The sequence below is a fragment of the Mesorhizobium sp. RSR380A genome (assembly GCF_054719385.1).
In genome coordinates this window covers 3766201-3784602 of sequence record NZ_JBTTIB010000001.1, presented here as the reverse complement: position 1 = coordinate 3784602, position 18402 = coordinate 3766201, and the positions used below count along the sequence as shown (strand labels likewise).

Sequence of the window (18402 nt, the reverse complement as noted above, 5' to 3'; positions counted from 1 at the left end):
AACGGACGCATCGATGAACAGCAAGCGGTCCTATCTCGATACACTCAACGCCGGCAGGCCGCGCAGGCCGAACACCACGCTTGATGAATTGAACCGCTCGCTGGAAACGCTGGAGCAGCGGCTGGAGCGCAAGCGCGAGGACGCCGCCGAGCGCTTCGATCCGCGCCGTCCGCCGGCAGAGCCGCGCTACGCAAGCGCCCAGCCCTACGCCCCGCCGCGCTGGTACGAGGACCCGCAGCCCACGCCGCGGCCGAAAGGCGCCGGGCCGGCCGGCTTCGACCAGAACTATCAGGCGATCGCGCGCGACATCGACCGCGTGCGCGGCCAGGAAGACAGCGTCGCCGTGGTCGGCAAGATCGCCGGCGAATTGCGCGGCCTGCGCGAGGAACTGCGCCATCAGATGACGGCCGGCCTGCAGCGCGAATTCGCCGCGTTGCGCAAGGACATCGAACGGGCCTTCCAGGCGAGCAACCAATCGGGTGGTCAGGCAGGCGGCTTGCCCGGCAAGGGCAGCGCCGAACTCGGCGTCGAATTCGAGCGGCTGTCCGGCGCCATCCAGACGCTGGCCGAGAAGAGCGACGACCGAAGCGTCAACATGCTGCGGCTCGAGCTCGAGCAGGTAAAGACGGCGCTCGACACATTGGCGCGCGAGGAAAGCGTGCTGAAGGTCGACCGCCGCTGGGACGATTTCGACCGCCGCTGGAGCGCGTTCGAGGACCGTGTCGACGCCGACCAGCGCAACCGCGCCGACGGCCCCGGATTTTCGGCCCTGACCGACCGGCTCGAACAGATCAGCAATGCCGTCCACAATCTGCCGGAATCGCTGTCGCTGCGCTCGATGGAAGAAAAGGTCCGCACGCTTGCCGGCGCCGTCGATCATTTCGTCAGCCAGCAGAGCAACCGCGGCGGCGACACGCTTGGCCTGATCGACGAACGGCTCGACGAGATTTCGCGCGCCATCGTAGCCTCGACCGTCGCCGCACAGGCCAATTCCTTCGACCCCGAACCTTTTGAACGCATCGAGAAGCGGATCGCCTCGCTGGCGCAGCAGATCGAGGAAGTCGTGCAGGTTCGTCCGAGCGGCGAGGTTCTCGACCGTCTCAGCACGCTGTCGAACAGGGTCGACGAGCTTGCCGGCCGCGCCAATCTGCCGGAACAGGCGATGGAGCGCCTCGGCAAGCAGATCGCGATGATCGCCGACAAGATCGACCGCGCCCCGGCCATGCCCGACGCCGACTATATCTTCCAGGGTCTGGAACAGCGCTTCGACGTGCTGTCGGGCATGATGGAACGTCGGCAGGGCGACGCCATCGAACAGGGCAACATGCTGTTTCGCGATCTCGAGCGGCGGCTGGACGAGGTTGCCGACCGGCTGGACCAGCGCCAGCCGCAGGCTGACAGCGCCGGCATCATGGACGCCATCGACGCACGCTTCACCGCGCTCGCCCAACGCATGGAGACGCGCATTCCCGATCCTGCCAACGAGGCGGCGATCCGCGGCCTGGAAAGCCGGCTCGAAGACATTTCAAGCCGGCTGGAATCGTCGGCCGCGCAGGTCGCCGGCATCGATCCGGCACTGATCCGCAGCCTTGAGGCGCAGGTCTCCAGCCTATCGGCGCATCTGTCGAAGCCCGGCACGCCGCTGCCGGAATTCGAGGACATCAGCCCGCGCCTCAACGAAATCGAGAAGTCGCTGGCCGGAACCCGCGAATCCATCATGGGCGCGGCACGCGAAGCAGCCGAGAGCGCCGTGCGCTCGCTGGCAGATTCCAACGCCAACACCGCGGCCGTTACCGGCCTTGCTCAGGATCTGAAGACGCTGGAAGCGCTGACGCGCCGTTCGGACGAGCGCAATTCACGGACATTCGAGGCGATCCACGACACGCTGCTCAAGATCGTCGATCGTCTGGGCTCGCTGGAGACCAGCGAACCGGCCGAGGCGGTGAGCGAGCTTCTGGATGCCCAGGCCGAGCCGGCGCGGCGGGCCCGCGCTGCACGCGCCTCCAAGATTTCGGTGCAGGACGCGCCATCGATGGATATCGACCAGCCGCTGCCGCTGACCGGAGACATGGCCGATCTCGACGGCCGCGCCGCCGCCATCATGCGCAGCGAGCCGGATATGCGCGCCAACTCGGGTACGCGTAGCGACCCGGTCATGGGCAGCGAACCAGTGCGGCGCTCGCCAGCCGAAGCTGCCGCGGCCGCTGCCCAGGCAGCGCTCGGTTCCGACAGGATTGCCGAGAAAGGCGAAGGCACGGCCAAGAAGTCGCTGTTCGGAGGATTGGCGCGCGCCTTCAGGGGCAAGAAGCCGGCTGACATGCCGCCGCTTGCCGGCTCGGGGCCCAATGTCGACATGCCGAGCGTCGATCTCGACGAGCCGCTCGATCCGAAGCTCGCCAACCGGCCGTTGGAGCCGGGCTCCGGCGCGCCCGACCTCAACGCCATCATGAAGCGCGTGCGCGACGAGCGTGGCCCACCGGTGCGCCAAAACTCCGGCGATGCATCGAAATCCGACTTCATTGCCGCTGCCAGACGCGCGGCGCAAGCCGCGGCCGCCGAGGCCGACGCACTGAAACGCCAGTCCACCATGAAGGGCCCGGTCAAGGCGCTTCGTATCGGCGACCTGCTCAAGGCGCGGCGCAAGCCGATCCTGATGGGAGCGGTCGCGATCATGCTGGCGCTTGCCGGCCTCCAGTTGGGCAAGGCCTTCTTCGCCGACCCGGTCGAGGTCGCAAGCAACGATACAGCGCCGATCGTCGCCTCGCAGCCGGTCGAGACTGCCTCGGTCAACGCTGCCAGCCAACCCAAGGCAGAACAGCAGGTGGCCGTGCAGGACGTGCCGGCCCGGATCGTCAGGCAGGCGGAGCCCACGGAACCGGCAGCTGGCAACGATGCGCCAATGAATGCGGCCTCGGTCGCTGGGCCCGAAGTGCCGGCGGTGGAGCCCGCGCCAGCGCCGATGGCTTTGGCCGATCCGGCCCCCACGCCAAATGCAATGCTGCCGACCACCGCCACTGCGGAACCGGCGGCTGCCGACGCGCAGCCTGCGGCCGCCGTCGTGGCGCCCTCGGCTTCGGATACGACGGCCTCGGATACTACCGGCGCCGTTCCGCCGGCTGATGCCGCGGTAGCACCTGTCGTGGCCAAGATAGACGTTCCGGCCGATGCCGGCCCGCAAGCCTTGCGCGACGCGGCTGCCGGCGGTGACGCCAAGGCGCTGTTCGAGCTCGGTTCGCGCTATGCTGAATCGCGCGGCGTCAAGGAAGACATGGCGGCAGCGGCCAAATGGTACGAAAAGTCGGCCGAGCTCGGCTTCGCACCGGCGGAATACCGCATCGGCAATTTCTACGAGAAGGGCATCGGCGTCACGCGCGACGTCAAGAAAGCAAAGACCTTCTACCAGCTCGCCGCCGCGCAGGGTAATGCCAGCGCCATGCACAATCTGGCCGTTCTGTTTGCCATGGCCGCCGACGGCGTGACCGACAATGAATCGGCCGCGCACTGGTTTCAGGCGGCGGCCGATGTCGGCGTCAAGGACAGCCAGTTCAATCTCGGCATCCTGGCGGCAAAGGGCGTCGGCATGAAGCAGAGCCTGGAGGAATCCTACAAATGGTTCGCGCTCGTCGCCAAGACCGGCGACAAGGATGCGGCTGCAAAGCGCGACGAAGTCGCCACTGCGCTGCGCCCCGAACAGCTGGAGCGGGCGCGCGCCGCCACGGAACTGTGGAAGCCGAAGCCGCTCGACCCGGCGTCCAACTCGGCCGACATTCCTGAATCCTGGCAGGAAGGCACGCCGCAGACCACCGCCAGCGTCGACATGAAGAAGGCGGTCAAGAACATCCAGCTCATCCTCAACAAGAACGGCTACGATGCCGGCGGCGCCGATGGCGTGATGGGCGGCAAGACCAAGACCGCAATCATGGCTTTCCAGACCGACAACAAGATGCAGGCGACCGGCGAAATCGACGAAAAGCTGGTGAAGGCGCTGCTGGCGCACAAATAACGGCAGATGCGTCGCTAACGCGACGCCCTTGCCATACATTTGCCTGTTAACTGCTTGAGATGTTTTTGTTTCGGTAGGGCGACGGGGTTTGATCCCACTGCCCCGGCGGTGCAAGAAAGAATTGGCTTTTCGGTGCGACAATGCCCTGGAATGGCTGCAATCGCCGACAGGCAAACTGATCGAGACTGACGGGTGGGCATCTATCTCCCGATCGCGGAAATTTCCGTCAACGTCTTCGTGCTGCTGGCAATGGGCGCGGCGGTGGGTTTCCTGTCGGGCATGTTCGGGGTCGGTGGCGGCTTTCTGATCACGCCGCTCTTGATCTTCTACAACATCCCGCCGGCAATCGCCGTTGCTACCGGCGCCAACCAGGTTATCGCCTCCTCCTTCTCCGGCGCGCTGTCGCACATGAAGCGCGGCACGCTCGACTTCAAGCTCGGCGGGGTGCTGCTGGCCGGCGGCATCGTCGGCTCGACCGGTGGTATCTTTGTCTTTGCCTTCCTGCGCCGGCTCGGCCAACTCGATTTGTTCATTTCGCTGCTCTACGTCGTGCTGCTCGGCACCGTTGGCGGGCTGATGCTGGTCGAGAGCGTCAATGCGCTGCGCGCCACGCGCAGCGGTGCGGCGCCGGTCTTGAAGAAATCCGGCCAGCACAACTGGATCCACCGGCTGCCGCTGAAGATGCGCTTCAGGGCCTCGAAGCTGTTCGTCAGCGTCATTCCGGTGCTGGGGCTCGGCGCCGGCATCGGCTTCCTGTCGTCGATCATGGGTGTCGGCGGCGGCTTCATCATGGTGCCGGCGCTGATCTATCTCTTGAAAGTGCCGACCAACGTCGTCATCGGCACCTCGCTGTTCCAGATCATTTTCACCTCGGCCTACACCACGCTTGTCCACGCCACCACCAACCAGACGGTCGACGTCATGCTTGCCTTCCTGCTGATGGCGGGCGGCGTTGCCGGCGCGCAATATGGCGCCAAGGCAGGACAGAAGCTGCGCGGCGAACAGCTCAGGGCACTGCTGGCGCTGCTGGTGCTGGCGGTTGCCATCCGGCTTGCCATCGATCTCTTCGTCACGCCGCCAAACCTCTATTCGCTGACCGCCGCGGGCCTGAACTGATGCTGCGGTGGGGGATTTTTTCGGCCGCCGTTTTGCTTTTCGCCCTCGCTCTGCCGGCGGCAGCGCAATCGCCGAACCCCTTGCCGGAAGGCATCCAGATCGGTCTCTCCACCGACGCGGTGTCGATCACCGCCGGCTTTTCCGGCGCCGACCTGACCATTTTCGGTTCGCTGGAAAACCCCGACCCGCTGGTCGCGCGGCAGGGGCGCTATGACGTCATCGTCGTGCTCGAAGGGCCGCCGCGGCCGGTTGTGGTGCGCCGCAAGGACCGGGTGCTCGGCGTCTGGGTCAACCTGGAATCCGAGACCTTCGAGAACGTGCCGGTATCCTACTCCGTCGCCACGACACGGCCGCTGCAGGACATCACCGAACCCAACAGCTACAAGCAGCTGTCGCTCGGCGCCTCCAACCTTTACATGCAACCGGCCGACGTAACCGACAGTCCGGCGACGATCGAGGAATTCACCGTGGCGCTGCGCGAGCGCAAGGCGGCGACCGGCCTCTATAGCGAGAATGTCGGCGGCGTGCAGTTCCTGTCGCAGAACCTGTTTCGCGCCACGGTGCGGCTGGCGCCCAACGTCCCGGTTGGAACGCATAAAGCCCGCGCGTTCCTGTTCAAGAGCGGCCTGTTCCTCAAGGAAAGCTCGGCCCAGCTCGAAATCCGCAAATCGGGTTTCGAACAGTCGATCTTCCGCGTCGCGCATGATTACTCCTTCCTCTACGGCGTCTTCTCCGTGTCGCTGGCCATGATCACCGGCTGGCTGGGCAGGCTGATTTTCCGCAGGGATTGACGCGCAGGACCCATTTCCGGGGAAAAGGGGTTCCCCTTTTCTCAGTCTTGCGATAGACCGCCGCCTCCCAACCCTCGGGTAACACGCACAATCATTCGGCAGAACGGTCCGGCCTCTGGACGGCGCGCGCCTTGCGGACGCCTGCCACAGCGACGACCCAATGACAGGAGGCTGCAATGCACCAGGCATTTGGCGGCATCGATTTCGGCACGTCCAATTCCACGGTGGGCGTGATCCGCAACGGCCAGGCACGGCTGGTGGCGCTGGAAGGCGGACAGCCGACATTGCCAAGTGCGGTGTTCTTCAACTTCGAGGACGGTCACACCTATTTCGGCCGCCGCGCCATTGCCGACTACACCGATGCCATCGAAGGCCGGCTGATGCGGTCGCTGAAGAGCGTGCTCGGCAGTTCGCTGGCGCATGAGAAGACGCGGATCAAGGCCCGGCAGATCGGTTTCATCGACATTGTCGGCATGTTCGTCGGCCATTTGAAGAAGCGGCTTGAGGAAGATGCCGGCGCTCCGGTGGAGAACGTTGTGCTCGGCCGGCCGGTGCAATTTGTCGACGACGATGTGGACGCCGATGCCAAGGCGCAAAGCGAGCTTGAAAAAGCGGCGCGCGCGCAAGGCTTCAAGCACATCGCCTTCCAGTTCGAACCGATTGCGGCAGCACTCGACTATGAGCAGGACGTGAAGCGCGAGGAACTGGCGTTGATCGTCGACATGGGCGGCGGCACGTCCGACTTCTCGATCGTGCGCGTTTCGCCGCAACGCGCCCGCTCACGCGACCGCAAGGACGATATCCTGGCCAACCGCGGCATCCATATCGGCGGCACCGATTTCGACCGGCTGCTCAGCATTGCCCATGTCATGCCCAAGCTCGGCTACCTGACGCCCACAAAAGACGGCAAGCGCAACCTGCCGGCGAGCTATTTCATTGATCTCGCGACGTGGCAGCGCATCAACCTCGTCTATACTGCCAAGGCGATGACGCATCTGAGGCAAATCCGCTTCGAGGCCGTCCGCGCCGACCTTGTCGACCGCTTCATCCATATTGTCGAGCACCGTTACGGCCATGCGCTGGCCGGCCTCGTCGAACGAGCCAAGATCGCGCTGACGGATCAGGCTTCGGCCGATGTAACGGTGGCGCTGCCCGGCGCGCATTTCGCCGCCGAGATCTCGCGGACCGGCCTGGAAGAGACCATCGCCGCCGACATCGAGCGGGTATCCGCTACGGTGCGGCAGACGATTGCCGATGCTGGCATAACGGCGTCTGCGATCACCGCCGTATTCCTCACCGGCGGTTCGACCGCGATCCCGCTGGCACGGCGTGAAATCCTGTCGCTGGTGCCGCAAGCCGCCGTTATCGAGGGCGACATGTTTGGTTCGGTCGGCCTTGGCCTGGCGCTGGATGCGCAGCGGAAGTTCGCCTGATCGCTTACGCCGGATTGCTGACGCCCTCAGCGCCGAGATGCGCCTTGAGCGCCATCTGGGCCAGGCTTGCCTGGCGGTCACGATGGGTGATCATGGCGAAGTCGCGCTTCGGCAGTTCGAGCGGCACCGACCGGAGACTGCCCTCGGCGACGGCGCGTCCGACGACGAGGTCCGAGATGATGGTGGCGCCGGCGCCGGCCTCGACCGCCTGGCGAACCGCCTCGTTGCTCGGCAGCACCAGAAATATCTGCAGGTCGCCAAGCGATATCCCCTCGCGGCGGGCCAGATCCTCCAGCACCTCGCGCGTGCCCGAACCACCCTCACGGATGATCCAGCGCAGCCCTCTGATATCCGGGCGGCCCGGCGCGATCTCGGCGATTTCGGGATGCGAGGCGGCGACGACCAGCATCAACCTGTCGACGTCGACCTTGGTGCGGCGGAGGATGTCTGACTCGGTGCGCCCCTCGACCAGACCGAGATCGGCGGTGCCGTCGAGCACATTGGCCTCGACCTGCCTGGTGTTGCCGATGCTGACGCTTAAGCGCACCGCCGGGTAGGCCTCGTGGAAAGAGGCCAGCCTGCGCGGCAGCCAGTAGCTGGCGATGGTCAGGCTGGCGGCGATCGACAGGCTGCCGGCGACCGTCTGCGAGACATGCTCCAGCACATTTCGGGCGGCGGCGGCGCGTTCCAGCACCGCCTTGGCCTCGGGCAGGAAACGGTGGCCGGTCTGAGCCAGCTCGATGTTGCGGCCGACACGGTTGAACAGATGAACGCCATGCTGCTCTTCCAAAGCGCGGATAGCCGCCGACGCCGCCGACTGGGAGATGCCCAAAAGCTCCGCCGCCTTGGTCATATGGCCGCGTTCGGCAACGGCAACGAAAATGCGCAACTGGTCCAGCGTCATGTGTGCATTAAGAACCAATTCCGATCGAATTTACAAGAACAACTGATTAGACGGATCGATAGCTTTATTCTACTTTTTCAGTCGAAGTTAGAAAGAATTCGCCAACAAATCGCGGCCAACAAAATGATCGGGCGGTTCAGATCCCTCTTTGCGCATTGGACCCGTGGCCTCAGGCGGCGGCTGGCCGGCGATCGATATCATCCTGAAGAACACTATATGCGTGGCCCCGGACCGAAGACGCGGGCCAAATTCGCAGGTAGCAAAAGCACGCCGGCATCATGAACCCAGCTGCGCCGCGCGGAGCCAATTCCGCACCGTCGCAACGGCCGCTTCCCAATACACGCGCGCCTGATGAAGGCGACGGTGTCGACACCTCGCCAACCGTTTCCGACAGCATCGCCAAGACCACCTGCTATATGTGCGCCTGCCGCTGCGGCATCGACGTCCACATCAAGGACGGCAAGGTGCGCTACATCAACGGCAACAAGGACCATCCGGTCAACCGCGGCGTAATCTGCGGCAAGGGCAGCTCCGGCATCATGCAGCATTACAGCCCGGCGCGGCTGAAGAAGCCGCTGTTGCGCAGCGGCCTGCGGGGCTCGGGTGAATTCCGCGAGATCGAGTGGGAGGAAGCGTTTTCGATTGCGACCGAGCGGCTATCGAATATCCGCCGAACCGATCCGAAAAAGCTCGCCTTCTTCACCGGGCGCGACCAGTCGCAGTCGCTGACCGGCTGGTGGGCGAGCCAGTTCGGCACGCCGAACTTCGCCGCCCATGGCGGCTTCTGCTCGGTCAACATGGCGGCCGGCGGGCTCTACACGATCGGCGGCTCGTTCTGGGAGTTCGGCGAGCCGGACTGGGACAATACGAAATACTTCATGCTGTTCGGCGTCGCCGAGGACCATGATTCCAACCCGATCAAGATCGGCTTGGGTAAACTCAAGGCGCGCGGCGCCAAGGTGGTGTCGATCAACCCGTGCCGCACGGGCTACAACGCGATTGCCGACGACTGGATCGGGATCCGGCCCGGCACCGACGGCCTCTTCGTCTTAGCCCTAATCCATGAACTGCTGAAGGCAGGCCGCGTCGATCTCGATTATTTGCTGCGCTACACCAACGCCCATGTGCTAGTCGTCCAGGAGCCGGGTGCGGCGGACGACGGGCTGTTCCTGCGCGACAGCGACAACAATCTTCTCGCCTGGGACAGAGTGGCGAAGACAACCGTCAACGCAGCCGATGCGGATGCGAAACCGGCGCTGACGGGCAGCTTCACGTTCGCCGGCCGCCGTTGCGTGCCGGTGTTCCGGCTTATCGCCGACCGCTACATGGACGACAGCTACGCACCCGATGCGGTCGCGGCACGATGCGGCATGCCGGCCGACACCATCCGCCGGATCGCTGCCGAACTCGCCCACGTCGCCTTCGAACAGACGATCGAACTGCCGGTTGCGTGGACCGACTGGGCCGGACGACGGCACGAGACGATCAAGGGACGGCCGGTGTCGATGCATGCCATGCGCGGCATCTCGGCCCACTCCAACGGCTTTCACTCCTGCCGCGCCATCCACCTGCTGCAGGTGCTGCTCGGCACGGTGGACGTGCCCGGCGGCTTCCGTTTCAAGCCGCCCTACCCGCGCTCGGCGCCGCCGGGACCGAAGCCGACCGGCAAGGTGGTCAAGCCGATGACGCCGCTCGACGGCATGCCGCTCGGCTTCGTCTGCGGGCCGGACGATCTCCTGGTCGACGAGGCCGGAACGCCGCTCCGCATCGACAAGGCTTATTCCTGGGATGCGCCGCTCGCCGCGCATGGGCTGATGCATACGGTCATCCGCAATGCGTGGGCCGGCGACCCATACCCGATCGACACGCTGATGATGTACATGTCGAACATGGCGTGGAATTCCTCGATGAACACCGTCGAGACCATTGCCATGCTCACCGACCATGACGAAGCGGGCAACTACAAGATCCCCTTCATCATCTATTCCGACGCCTATTATTCCGAGACGGTGCCGTTCGCCGACCTGGTGCTGCCCGACACCACCTATCTCGAACGTCACGACTGCATCAGCCTGCTCGACCGGCCTATCAGCCATGCCGACGGACCAGGCGATGCCATCCGCCATCCCGTCGTCGAACCCAACCGCGACGTCAGGCCGTTCCAGTCAGTATTGATCGAACTCGGCGCCCGGCTCGGCCTGCCCTGCTTCGTCAACGACGATGGGGTGGCGAAATACCGCGACTATGCCGACTACATCGTCAATCACGAGCGCACGCCCGGCATGGGCCCGCTCGCAGGCTGGCGCGGCAAGGACGGCACGTCTGCAGGCAAGGGCGAGGTCAACCCAAACCAGCTGCAGCGCTACATCGACAATGGCGGCTTCTGGCACCAGGACTTTGCTGAGGACCAGCGCTATTACAAGATGGCCAACCGCTCCTATCTCGACTTCGCGGAGCAGATGGGGTTCATCCCCAAGGCCGAGCCGATCGTGTTCCAGCTCTATTGCGAACCGATGCAGCGCTTTCGCCTCGCCGCGCGCGGTCATGGTCGCGTCCAGCCGCCCGAGAGCGAACGCCAGCGCATCGAGACCTATATGGATCCGCTGCCGTTCTGGTTTACGCCGTTCGGAGAGGCCGCGGTCGATCCGCAGAAATACCCGCTGCATGCGCTGACGCAGCGGCCTATGCACATGTATCATTCCTGGGGCTCGCAGAATGCGTGGCTGCGGCAAATCACCAGCCAGAACCGCCTGTTCGTGCACCACAAGACCGCGGCAGTTCTCGACCTGGCCGACGACGACTGGGTGTGGATCGAAAGCATCAACGGCCGGGTGAAGGGGCAGATCAAGCTGGTCGACGGCGTCAATGCGGATACGGTCTGGACATGGAACGCCATCGGCAAAAGGCGCGGCGCCTGGGGGCTGAAGGACAACGCCGCCGAGAGCAATCGCGGCTTCCTGCTCAACCACATCATCGGCGACCAGACCTCGGCCGATGCGAACGGTAAACGCTATTCTAATTCCGATCCGGTCACCGGCCAGGCGGCGTGGTTCGATCTCAGGGTTCGCATCGTCAAATGCGCCTCCGAAGAAGCCGGCTTCACCGAGCCGCAATTCGAGCGCTTCAGCCAGCCGCCAAATGTCGAGCCATCGCCCGACATCCTTCGCTTCGGCGCCGAGTTCCGCGTCCATAGGGAAGCTGTGGAATGACCTGCCTTCCCGCCCATACAGACAAGAAGCTTGGCCTGGTCATCGACCTCGACACCTGCGTCGGCTGCCAGGCCTGCGTCACCGCCTGCAAGGAGTGGAACACCGGCGGCCACATGGCGCCGCTGACCGACATCGACCCCTATGGCGGCCATGTCGACGGCGTCTGGTTCAACCGCGTGCACAGCTACGAGCACACGACCGAGGCGGGCGGGCGCACGGTCAACTTTCCGCGCTCCTGCCTGCATTGCGAGACGCCTGCCTGCGTCACTGTCTGCCCGACCGGCGCGTCCTACAAGCGGGCGTCGGACGGCATCGTGCTGATCGACGAAAGCAAATGCATCGGCTGCAAACTGTGCAGCTGGGCCTGCCCCTATGGCGCGCGCGAATTCGATACCGACGTCGGCGTGATGAAGAAATGCACGCTGTGCGTCGACCGCATCTACAACGACAATCTGGCCGAGGAAGACCGCGTGCCGGCCTGCGTTGCCGCCTGCCCGACCAGCGCCCGGCATTTCGGCGACCTCGGCGATCCCACCTCGGCGGTATCGCAACTGGTGGCGGAGCGTGGCGGCGTCGACCTGATGCCGGAGATGGGTTACAAGCCGACCAACAAATATCTGCCGCCGCGCGCCCAGCGCGCCGCATCGGTGCCGGCGCCAAGGCTCGCGCCAGTCACGGTCGAAGGCGGTTTTCTTGGCTGGATCGACCGCATGCTTTCGAGCTGACCAATGCATCCAGCCTTTTCCGTCGTTTTCTTCACCACTGCCACAGGAGCGGGCTATGGACTGCTGGCGCTGCTCGGCGTGCTTGGCGGACTGGGTTTTATCCCGGCCCATTTCTGGCTCGGCCTTATCGGCATGGGGCTGGCGCTTGGCCTGATTGCCGCCGGCCTTTTGTCGTCGACCGGCCATCTCGGCCGGCCCGAACGCGCCTGGCGCGCCTTTTCGCAATGGCGTAGCTCCTGGCTGTCACGCGAGGGTGTATCGTCGGTCGCAACCTTCATTCCCGCCGGGCTGTTCGGCATCGGCTGGGTGTTTTTTGGCCGCACCGGAGGCTGGATGGCCATCGCCGGGCTTCTCGCAACTATCGGCGCAATCGTCACCGTCTGCACCACCGGCATGATCTATGCCTCGCTGAAGCCGATCGCGCAGTGGCATAGCCCGTATACGCTGCCGGGCTATCTCATCTTTTCGGCGATGACCGGCAGCGTGCTGTTGAACGCGCTGCTGCAGGCTTTCGCCATCAGCCCGACCGCCGTTGCGGTAGCCGCCTTGCTGCTGACCTTGCTCGGCTGGGGCTGGAAGCTGGCGACGTGGCGATACAATGACGCGCTGGAGATCGCGACCACCGCCAACACGGCGACAGGGCTCACTGGCGGCACAGTGCGCTCGCTGGAATGGCCGCACACCGAGGAGAACTACCTGCTCAAGGAAATGGGTTTTCGGATCGCGCGCAAACATGGCGCAAAGCTGCGGCTGATCACGCAGTTGCTGGCCTTCGCCTTGCCTGCCCTGCTGCTGCTTTCTGTCTTATTCGCTTTGCCCTGGCCATTCGCAGCGGTGCTGTCGGTGCTTGCGGCAATCGTCCAGTTCGCCGGCATGCTGGTCGAGCGCTGGCTGTTCTTCGCCGAGGCCAAGCACACCGTCACCCTCTATTACGGCCGGTAGAGCGTCCCGCCGTCAGGCGGCCCGTGCTCGTGGCGCCGCCGGCAAATCCTTAAGCAGGATTTCGATCGCGGCATCGATTACAGCTGTCCTGCGGTCGTGCGCGTAAAGGCCGTATTGGACCGTGAGCGGCTCGGGCAGGCCGGCTGACGTCTTCAGCACCCGCATCGAAGCGGTGCGCACGGATTCGGGCGGAAGCAGTCCAACGCCCAGTCCGTTCTCGATCGCGGCCTGAAGGCCGGTGACGCTCTGGCACGACAGGACGATCCGGTGCTCCCGGCCGGCGGCGACCAGCGCCTCGATCATCCGCCTGCGCCAAGGGCAGGTTGCGCCGAAGGCGGCGAGATCGAGTGGCCGGTCATGGTCCAGCACATAGTCCTGGGCGCAGACCCACTGCAGTTCGACGTTCCATGTCGTCACGGCATCGGCCGCGACGACGGATGTCGGGGCAATCATGACATCCAGCGCATCCTCGCTCCACAGCCGTCCCAGCGCGACGCTGTGCTCGACCATCGCGTCGAGGCTGATGTCGGGATAGGTGCGATGCAGCCGCCCAAGCGCGGCCGAAAGCGCGGCCGTGGTGACCTCTTCGGCAAGACCAATACGCACGCCGCCGCCAATGCTAGCCTGCTGCAGACGCGCCACCGCTTCGTCGCCGAGAGCGAGGATGCGGGTCGCGTATCCCAGAAAGAGCTCTCCCGCCGCAGTCGGTACGACACCGCGGCCGGTGCGCTGGAACAAGTGCCGTTGGAGCAGGCCCTCCAGCCGGCGCATCTGCATGCTCATCGCCGATTGGGTCTTGCCGGTCTGCGCGGCGACCCTGCTCAGGCTACCTTGCCGGCAGACCGCGACATAGGTGCGGAGAAGGTCGAGGCCGATCTGCCCAGATATCATTTTGTTTGAACTCTGATGTCATAGGTATCAGTCTACAATGATATCTCGCCACGCGCTATCTCACACTCAAGAGAAACAGCGCAGGGAAGAAAACCATGAAAGCGATCCGTGTTCACCGCCATGGCGGGCCAGATATGCTCGCCTACGAAGATGTCGACATCGGCCAGCCCGGACCGGGCGACGTGCGCGTGCGCAACCGGGCGGTCGGCCTCAACTTCGTCGACATCTATTTTCGCACCGGCGAATACGCGCCGCCCGCTCTGCCATTCATTCCCGGCAATGAAGGCGCCGGCGAAATCGTCGCCGTCGGTGAAGGCGTCAGCGGCTTCGCGCCTGGCGACCGAGTCGCCTATGTCGAGACGCTCGGCGCCTATGCCGAAGAACGCATCGTGCCCGCGCATTTCGTCGTGCATCTGCCCGACGCCATCGATTTCGAGACAGGTGCGGCGATGATGCTGAAAGGGCTGACGGCGCAATATCTGCTGCGCCGCACGTTTCGCGTCGAGGCGGGCCATACCATCCTGGTGCATGCCGCGGCGGGCGGCGTCGGCCTCATCCTGACGCAATGGGCCAAACATCTCGGCGCGACCGTCATCGGCACGGTCGGTTCACCCGAAAAGGCCGAACTTGCGCGCGCCAATGGCTGCGACCATGTCATCGACTACAGCAAAGAGAATTTCGCCGCACGGGTGAAAGAGGTCACCAACGGCGAAGGCTGCCACGTCGTCTATGACGGCGTCGGCAACGCGACCTTCCCCGCCTCACTCGACTGCCTGCGGCCGTTCGGCACCTTCGTCAGCTACGGCACAGCGTCGGGGTCGATCCCGCCATTCGACATCATGCTTTTGATGCAAAAGGGTTCGCTGTTCGCCACCTGGCAGTTGCTGTTCCATCATCTCGCCAGGCGTGAGGACGTCGTCGCCATGAGCGAGGATCTGTTCAGCGTCGTCCTCAGCGGCGCAGTGAAAATCCCGGTGCACACAAGCATGCCGCTTGCCGAAGTGGCGGAGGCGCATCGCCGGCTCGAGGCACGGCAGACGACTGGCGCAACCGTGCTTATACCGTAGAAACTTAGCCCGGCCGCAGCATCGAACCGGAAATGGCGAAGATGCGCGCGGCGCCCATCATATAGGCCATCAACGTCTCGTGGCGGAACAGGCCGGCATAGGCGCGATCGAGCACGTTGAGCGAGCCGGTATAAGCGCCGAAGGCCGGCATGATCATGCGGCCGCCATCGCCGGCAAAGCAGCGCCGCCGCACCGAGCGGCCCTGCTGGACGATGCGGGCGCAAGGGTGAAGATGGCCGGCAACTTCGCCCTCGGTTCTTATCTTCGACGGCTCGTGGCGGAACAGCAGCGAGCCGATGGCGAGTTCGCGCACCGTCTCGCCGGGCAAATCCGCCGGCGCTTCCGGGTCATGGTTGCCGGCGACCCAGAACCAGTCGCGGCCGGCCATCAATGCTTCCAGCCGATCGCGGAAGGTTTGATGCATGCGCTCGGCGCCGCCGCCGTCGTGGAAGGAGTCGCCCAGGCTGATGACGATGGCCGGCTGGTAGTCCGCGATTACCGCCTGCAGCCGGAGCAGAGTGGCGCCGGTATCGTAGGGCGGGATCAGTGCGCCGCGCCTGGCGAAGGACGAGCCCTTTTCCAGATGCAGGTCGGAGACCGCGAGCAGCCTCAGATCGGGGAAATAGAGCACGCCGCGCGAATCACAGACCGCGCGCTCGCCGGCGATGCCGACAAAGTCGGCCTCGGCGATCAGCGATGCCCGCGCCAGCGAAAAATTCATTCCTCAACCATCCCAGGACCCATGGCTTCCTCGACCAAAGTCGCGGCATCCATCAGCAGCGTTTCGTCGGCCTCGCCGTTCACCGGCATCTTGCCGATTTCGAGCATGATCGGCACGGCCAGCGGCGATATCTGTTCGAGTGCCTTATGCACGATTCGACCCTGGATACGCGAGAGCATGTCGGCAAGTCTGCTGACATCGAGCAGACCGGTCGCCGCGTCGGCGCGCGTCGCCTGCAGCAGGATGTGGTCGGGCTCATGGCTGCGCAGCACGTCATAGATCAGATCGGTCGAGACGGTGACCTGGCGGCCGCTTTTCTCCTGGCCGGGGTGACGTTTCTCGATCAGGCCTGAAATCAGCGCGCAGTTGCGGAAGGTGCGCTTGAGCAGCCAGCTGTCGGCCAGCCAAGCCTCGAGGTCGTCGCCCAGCATGTCCTGGTCGAACAGAGCGCCAAGCGAAGGTTTCCGCGATTTGAACATCGCGCCCATATCGCCCAGCGACCAGATGGCCAATGCGTAGTCGGTGGCGACGAAGCCAAGCGGCCTGGCGCCGGCCCTGTCCAGCCGGCGGGTGAGCAGCATGCCGAGCGTCTGGTGCGCCAGCCTGCCCTCGAAAGGATAAGCGACGAGATAGTGACGGTTGCCGCGCGGAAAGGTCTCGATCAAGAGGTCGTCGCGTTTGGGCAATACCGATTTGTCGGCCTGGTAACGCAGCCAATCCGACACCTGCTCGGGCAGCTTCTTCCAGCGCTGCGGGTCGTCCAGCATGGCGCGCACCTGCTCGGCGAGGTAGGTCGAAAGCGGAAATTTGCCGCCGCCATAATAAGGCACCTTGGCGTCGCTTCCCGGCGCATTCGAGACGAAGCATTCGTTCTCGCGGATGCCTTCGAAGCGCAGGACTTTGCCGGCAAACATGAAGGTGTCGCCATGCGTCAGCGTTTCGAGGAAGGCCTCCTCGATCTTGCCCAGAACCCGGCCGCCGTGCGAAGCCGAGCCTTTGCTGCCGGCCTTGACGTAACGCACATTGAGCGCCGGCACCTCGATGATCGTGCCGACATTCAGCCGGTATTGCTGGGCAACGCGCGGATTGGAGACCCGCCACATGCCGTCCTTGTTGAGGCGGATTCGGGCGTAGCGCTCGTAGTTCTTCAGTGCATAGCCGCCGGTAGCGACGAAATCGATGACGCGGTCGAATGCCGGCCGGTCGAGGCTGGCATAGGGCGCTGCTGTCAGCACTTCCTCGTAGAGATCGTCGGCGCGAAACGGCGCTCCGCAGGCGCAGCCCAGCACATGCTGGGCCAGCACATCGAGCCCGCCATTGACCAGCGGCGGCGTATCCTGGGCGCCCAGATAGTTGGCGTCCAGCGCTGCCCGGCACTCCAGCACTTCGAAACGATTGGCCGGGATCAGGATCGCCTTCGACGGCTCGTCCATGCGGTGATTGGCGCGGCCGATGCGCTGCGCCAGCCGGCTGGCGCCCTTGGGCGCGCCGACATGGACGACAAGATCGACATCGCCCCAATCGATGCCAAGGTCGAGCGTCGAGGTGGCGACGATGGCACGGAGCGCGTTTTCCCCCATCGCCTTCTCGACGCGTCGGCGCTGGGCGACATCGAGCGAGCCGTGATGCAGCGCGATCGGCAAGGTATCCTCGTTGACCCGCCATAATTCCTGAAACAGCAGCTCGGCCTGGCTGCGGGTGTTGACGAACAGCAGGGTGGTCTTGTGGCGCTTGATCTCGCGATAGATTTCCGGCGTCGCATAGCGCGCCGAATGGCCGGCCCATGGCACGCGCTCTTCCGAATCGAGTATCGAGATTTCGGGCTTCGCGCCGCCGGTTACGACGATGAGTTCAGCCATGTCTCCCGGTGGATTCTGGCCGACCAGCCAGCGCCGCAATTCGTCGGGCTCGGCCACCGTTGCCGACAGACCGATCGTCTGCAGGCCGGGCACGATGCTGCGCAGCCGCGCCAGCCCGAGCGCCAGCAGATGGCCGCGTTTTGATGTCACCAGCGAATGCAGCTCGTCGAGCACGACATAGCGCAGGTCCTCGAAGAAGCGCCTGGCATCGCCGGCCGCAATCAGCAGCGCCAATTGCTCGGGCGTGGTGAGCAAGATATCGGGCGGCGCCAGCTTCTGGCGCTGCCGCTTGTGGGAAGGCGTGTCGCCGGTGCGCGTCTCGATGGTGACGGGCAGGCCGATCTCCTCCACCGGCTTGCCGAGATTGCGCTCGATGTCGACGGCCAGCGCCTTCAGCGGCGATATGTAGAGCGTATGGATGCCGCGCCGCGCCATACCGGCTTTGCGTCTGGGGCGGTTGGCCAGTTCGGTCAGCGACGGCAGGAAGCCGGCCAGCGTCTTGCCGGCGCCGGTCGGTGCGATCAAGAGCACCGATTGCCCGGCTTGAGCCTTCGCCAGCAGCTCGATCTGGTGAGCGCGCGGCGACCAGCCTTTTTCGCCGAACCATCTGATGAATGGTTCGGGCAGAAGGACGGCGGCATTCTGTTTGGCAAGGCGCGGCTGCTCGGTCACGCGAAAGAGGTAGCGCGATGGCGCGCGATCGCCAAGGAAAATCGGAACAAAAGGTGATCGGGTGAGCTA

Annotated in this window: 13 protein-coding genes; 9 read left to right on the top strand and 4 right to left on the bottom strand. The window is 64.7% G+C overall.

Features of this window, described 5'->3' with window-relative positions:
• Positions 1–13: 13 nt before the first annotated feature.
• From ACYG9Z_RS18265 to ACYG9Z_RS18250, 4 genes are all read left to right on the top strand, one after another.
• Positions 14–4003 carry an SEL1-like repeat protein gene (locus ACYG9Z_RS18265; protein WP_023751945.1) on the top strand — a complete coding sequence of 1330 codons (3990 nt, stop codon included), beginning with the start codon at positions 14–16 and terminating at the stop codon, positions 4001–4003.
• 192 nt (positions 4004–4195) lie between these two features.
• Positions 4196–5119, top strand: a complete 924-nt coding sequence (locus tag ACYG9Z_RS18260; RefSeq protein WP_023669608.1) for a sulfite exporter TauE/SafE family protein — start codon at positions 4196–4198, stop codon at positions 5117–5119.
• A complete protein-coding gene (locus tag ACYG9Z_RS18255) occupies positions 5119–5910 on the top strand; it encodes a TIGR02186 family protein (RefSeq protein ID WP_023692548.1) in 792 nt (263 codons plus the stop codon). Before ACYG9Z_RS18260 ends, ACYG9Z_RS18255 begins: the two co-directional genes overlap by 1 nt.
• Before the next feature lie 176 nt (positions 5911–6086).
• Complete coding sequence (locus tag ACYG9Z_RS18250; RefSeq protein WP_023751944.1) at positions 6087–7343, top strand: Hsp70 family protein; 1257 nt, start codon at positions 6087–6089, stop codon at positions 7341–7343.
• A gap of 4 nt (positions 7344–7347) precedes the next feature.
• Here ACYG9Z_RS18250 and ACYG9Z_RS18245 read toward each other — a convergent pair whose 3' ends face one another.
• A complete protein-coding gene (locus ACYG9Z_RS18245; protein WP_023692550.1) occupies positions 7348–8247 on the bottom strand; it encodes a LysR family transcriptional regulator in 900 nt (299 codons plus the stop codon).
• A 278-nt stretch (positions 8248–8525) separates the two neighbouring features.
• Between ACYG9Z_RS18245 and ACYG9Z_RS18240 the strand changes: the two genes are divergently transcribed.
• The 3 genes from ACYG9Z_RS18240 to ACYG9Z_RS18230 are packed head-to-tail and all read left to right on the top strand — an operon-like array spanning position 8526 to position 13123.
• Complete coding sequence (locus tag ACYG9Z_RS18240) at positions 8526–11456, top strand: molybdopterin oxidoreductase family protein (RefSeq protein WP_023751943.1); 2931 nt, start codon at positions 8526–8528, stop codon at positions 11454–11456.
• Positions 11453–12181: a 4Fe-4S dicluster domain-containing protein gene (locus tag ACYG9Z_RS18235; protein WP_023751942.1), complete on the top strand. Its 729-nt coding sequence runs from the start codon at positions 11453–11455 to the stop codon at positions 12179–12181. The genes ACYG9Z_RS18240 and ACYG9Z_RS18235 overlap by 4 nt, the downstream gene beginning before the upstream one ends.
• A gap of 3 nt (positions 12182–12184) precedes the next feature.
• Positions 12185–13123 (top strand): dimethyl sulfoxide reductase anchor subunit family protein, encoded by a 939-nt coding sequence (locus ACYG9Z_RS18230; RefSeq protein ID WP_023751941.1) that lies wholly within the window; start codon positions 12185–12187, stop codon positions 13121–13123.
• A gap of 12 nt (positions 13124–13135) precedes the next feature.
• Here ACYG9Z_RS18230 and ACYG9Z_RS18225 read toward each other — a convergent pair whose 3' ends face one another.
• A complete protein-coding gene (locus ACYG9Z_RS18225) occupies positions 13136–14014 on the bottom strand; it encodes a LysR substrate-binding domain-containing protein (protein ID WP_023696710.1) in 879 nt (292 codons plus the stop codon).
• A 95-nt stretch (positions 14015–14109) separates the two neighbouring features.
• On the opposite strand from ACYG9Z_RS18225, the gene ACYG9Z_RS18220 reads away from it, so the two are divergent.
• Positions 14110–15081 (top strand): quinone oxidoreductase family protein, encoded by a 972-nt coding sequence (locus tag ACYG9Z_RS18220; RefSeq protein ID WP_023688710.1) that lies wholly within the window; start codon positions 14110–14112, stop codon positions 15079–15081.
• A 4-nt stretch (positions 15082–15085) separates the two neighbouring features.
• Here ACYG9Z_RS18220 and pdeM read toward each other — a convergent pair whose 3' ends face one another.
• Together pdeM and ACYG9Z_RS18210 are read right to left on the bottom strand one after the other, a co-directional pair.
• Positions 15086–15802: a ligase-associated DNA damage response endonuclease PdeM gene (pdeM, locus tag ACYG9Z_RS18215; protein WP_023751940.1), complete on the bottom strand. Its 717-nt coding sequence runs from the start codon at positions 15800–15802 to the stop codon at positions 15086–15088.
• On the bottom strand, positions 15799–18288 hold the full coding sequence (locus ACYG9Z_RS18210; RefSeq protein ID WP_245259897.1) for a ligase-associated DNA damage response DEXH box helicase: 2490 nt from the start codon (positions 18286–18288) through the stop codon (positions 15799–15801). The genes pdeM and ACYG9Z_RS18210 overlap by 4 nt, the downstream gene beginning before the upstream one ends.
• On the opposite strand from ACYG9Z_RS18210, the gene ACYG9Z_RS18205 reads away from it, so the two are divergent.
• Complete coding sequence (locus ACYG9Z_RS18205; protein ID WP_245259898.1) at positions 18196–18390, top strand: hypothetical protein; 195 nt, start codon at positions 18196–18198, stop codon at positions 18388–18390. The genes ACYG9Z_RS18210 and ACYG9Z_RS18205 overlap by 93 nt on opposite strands.
• Positions 18391–18402: the final 12 nt, after the last annotated feature.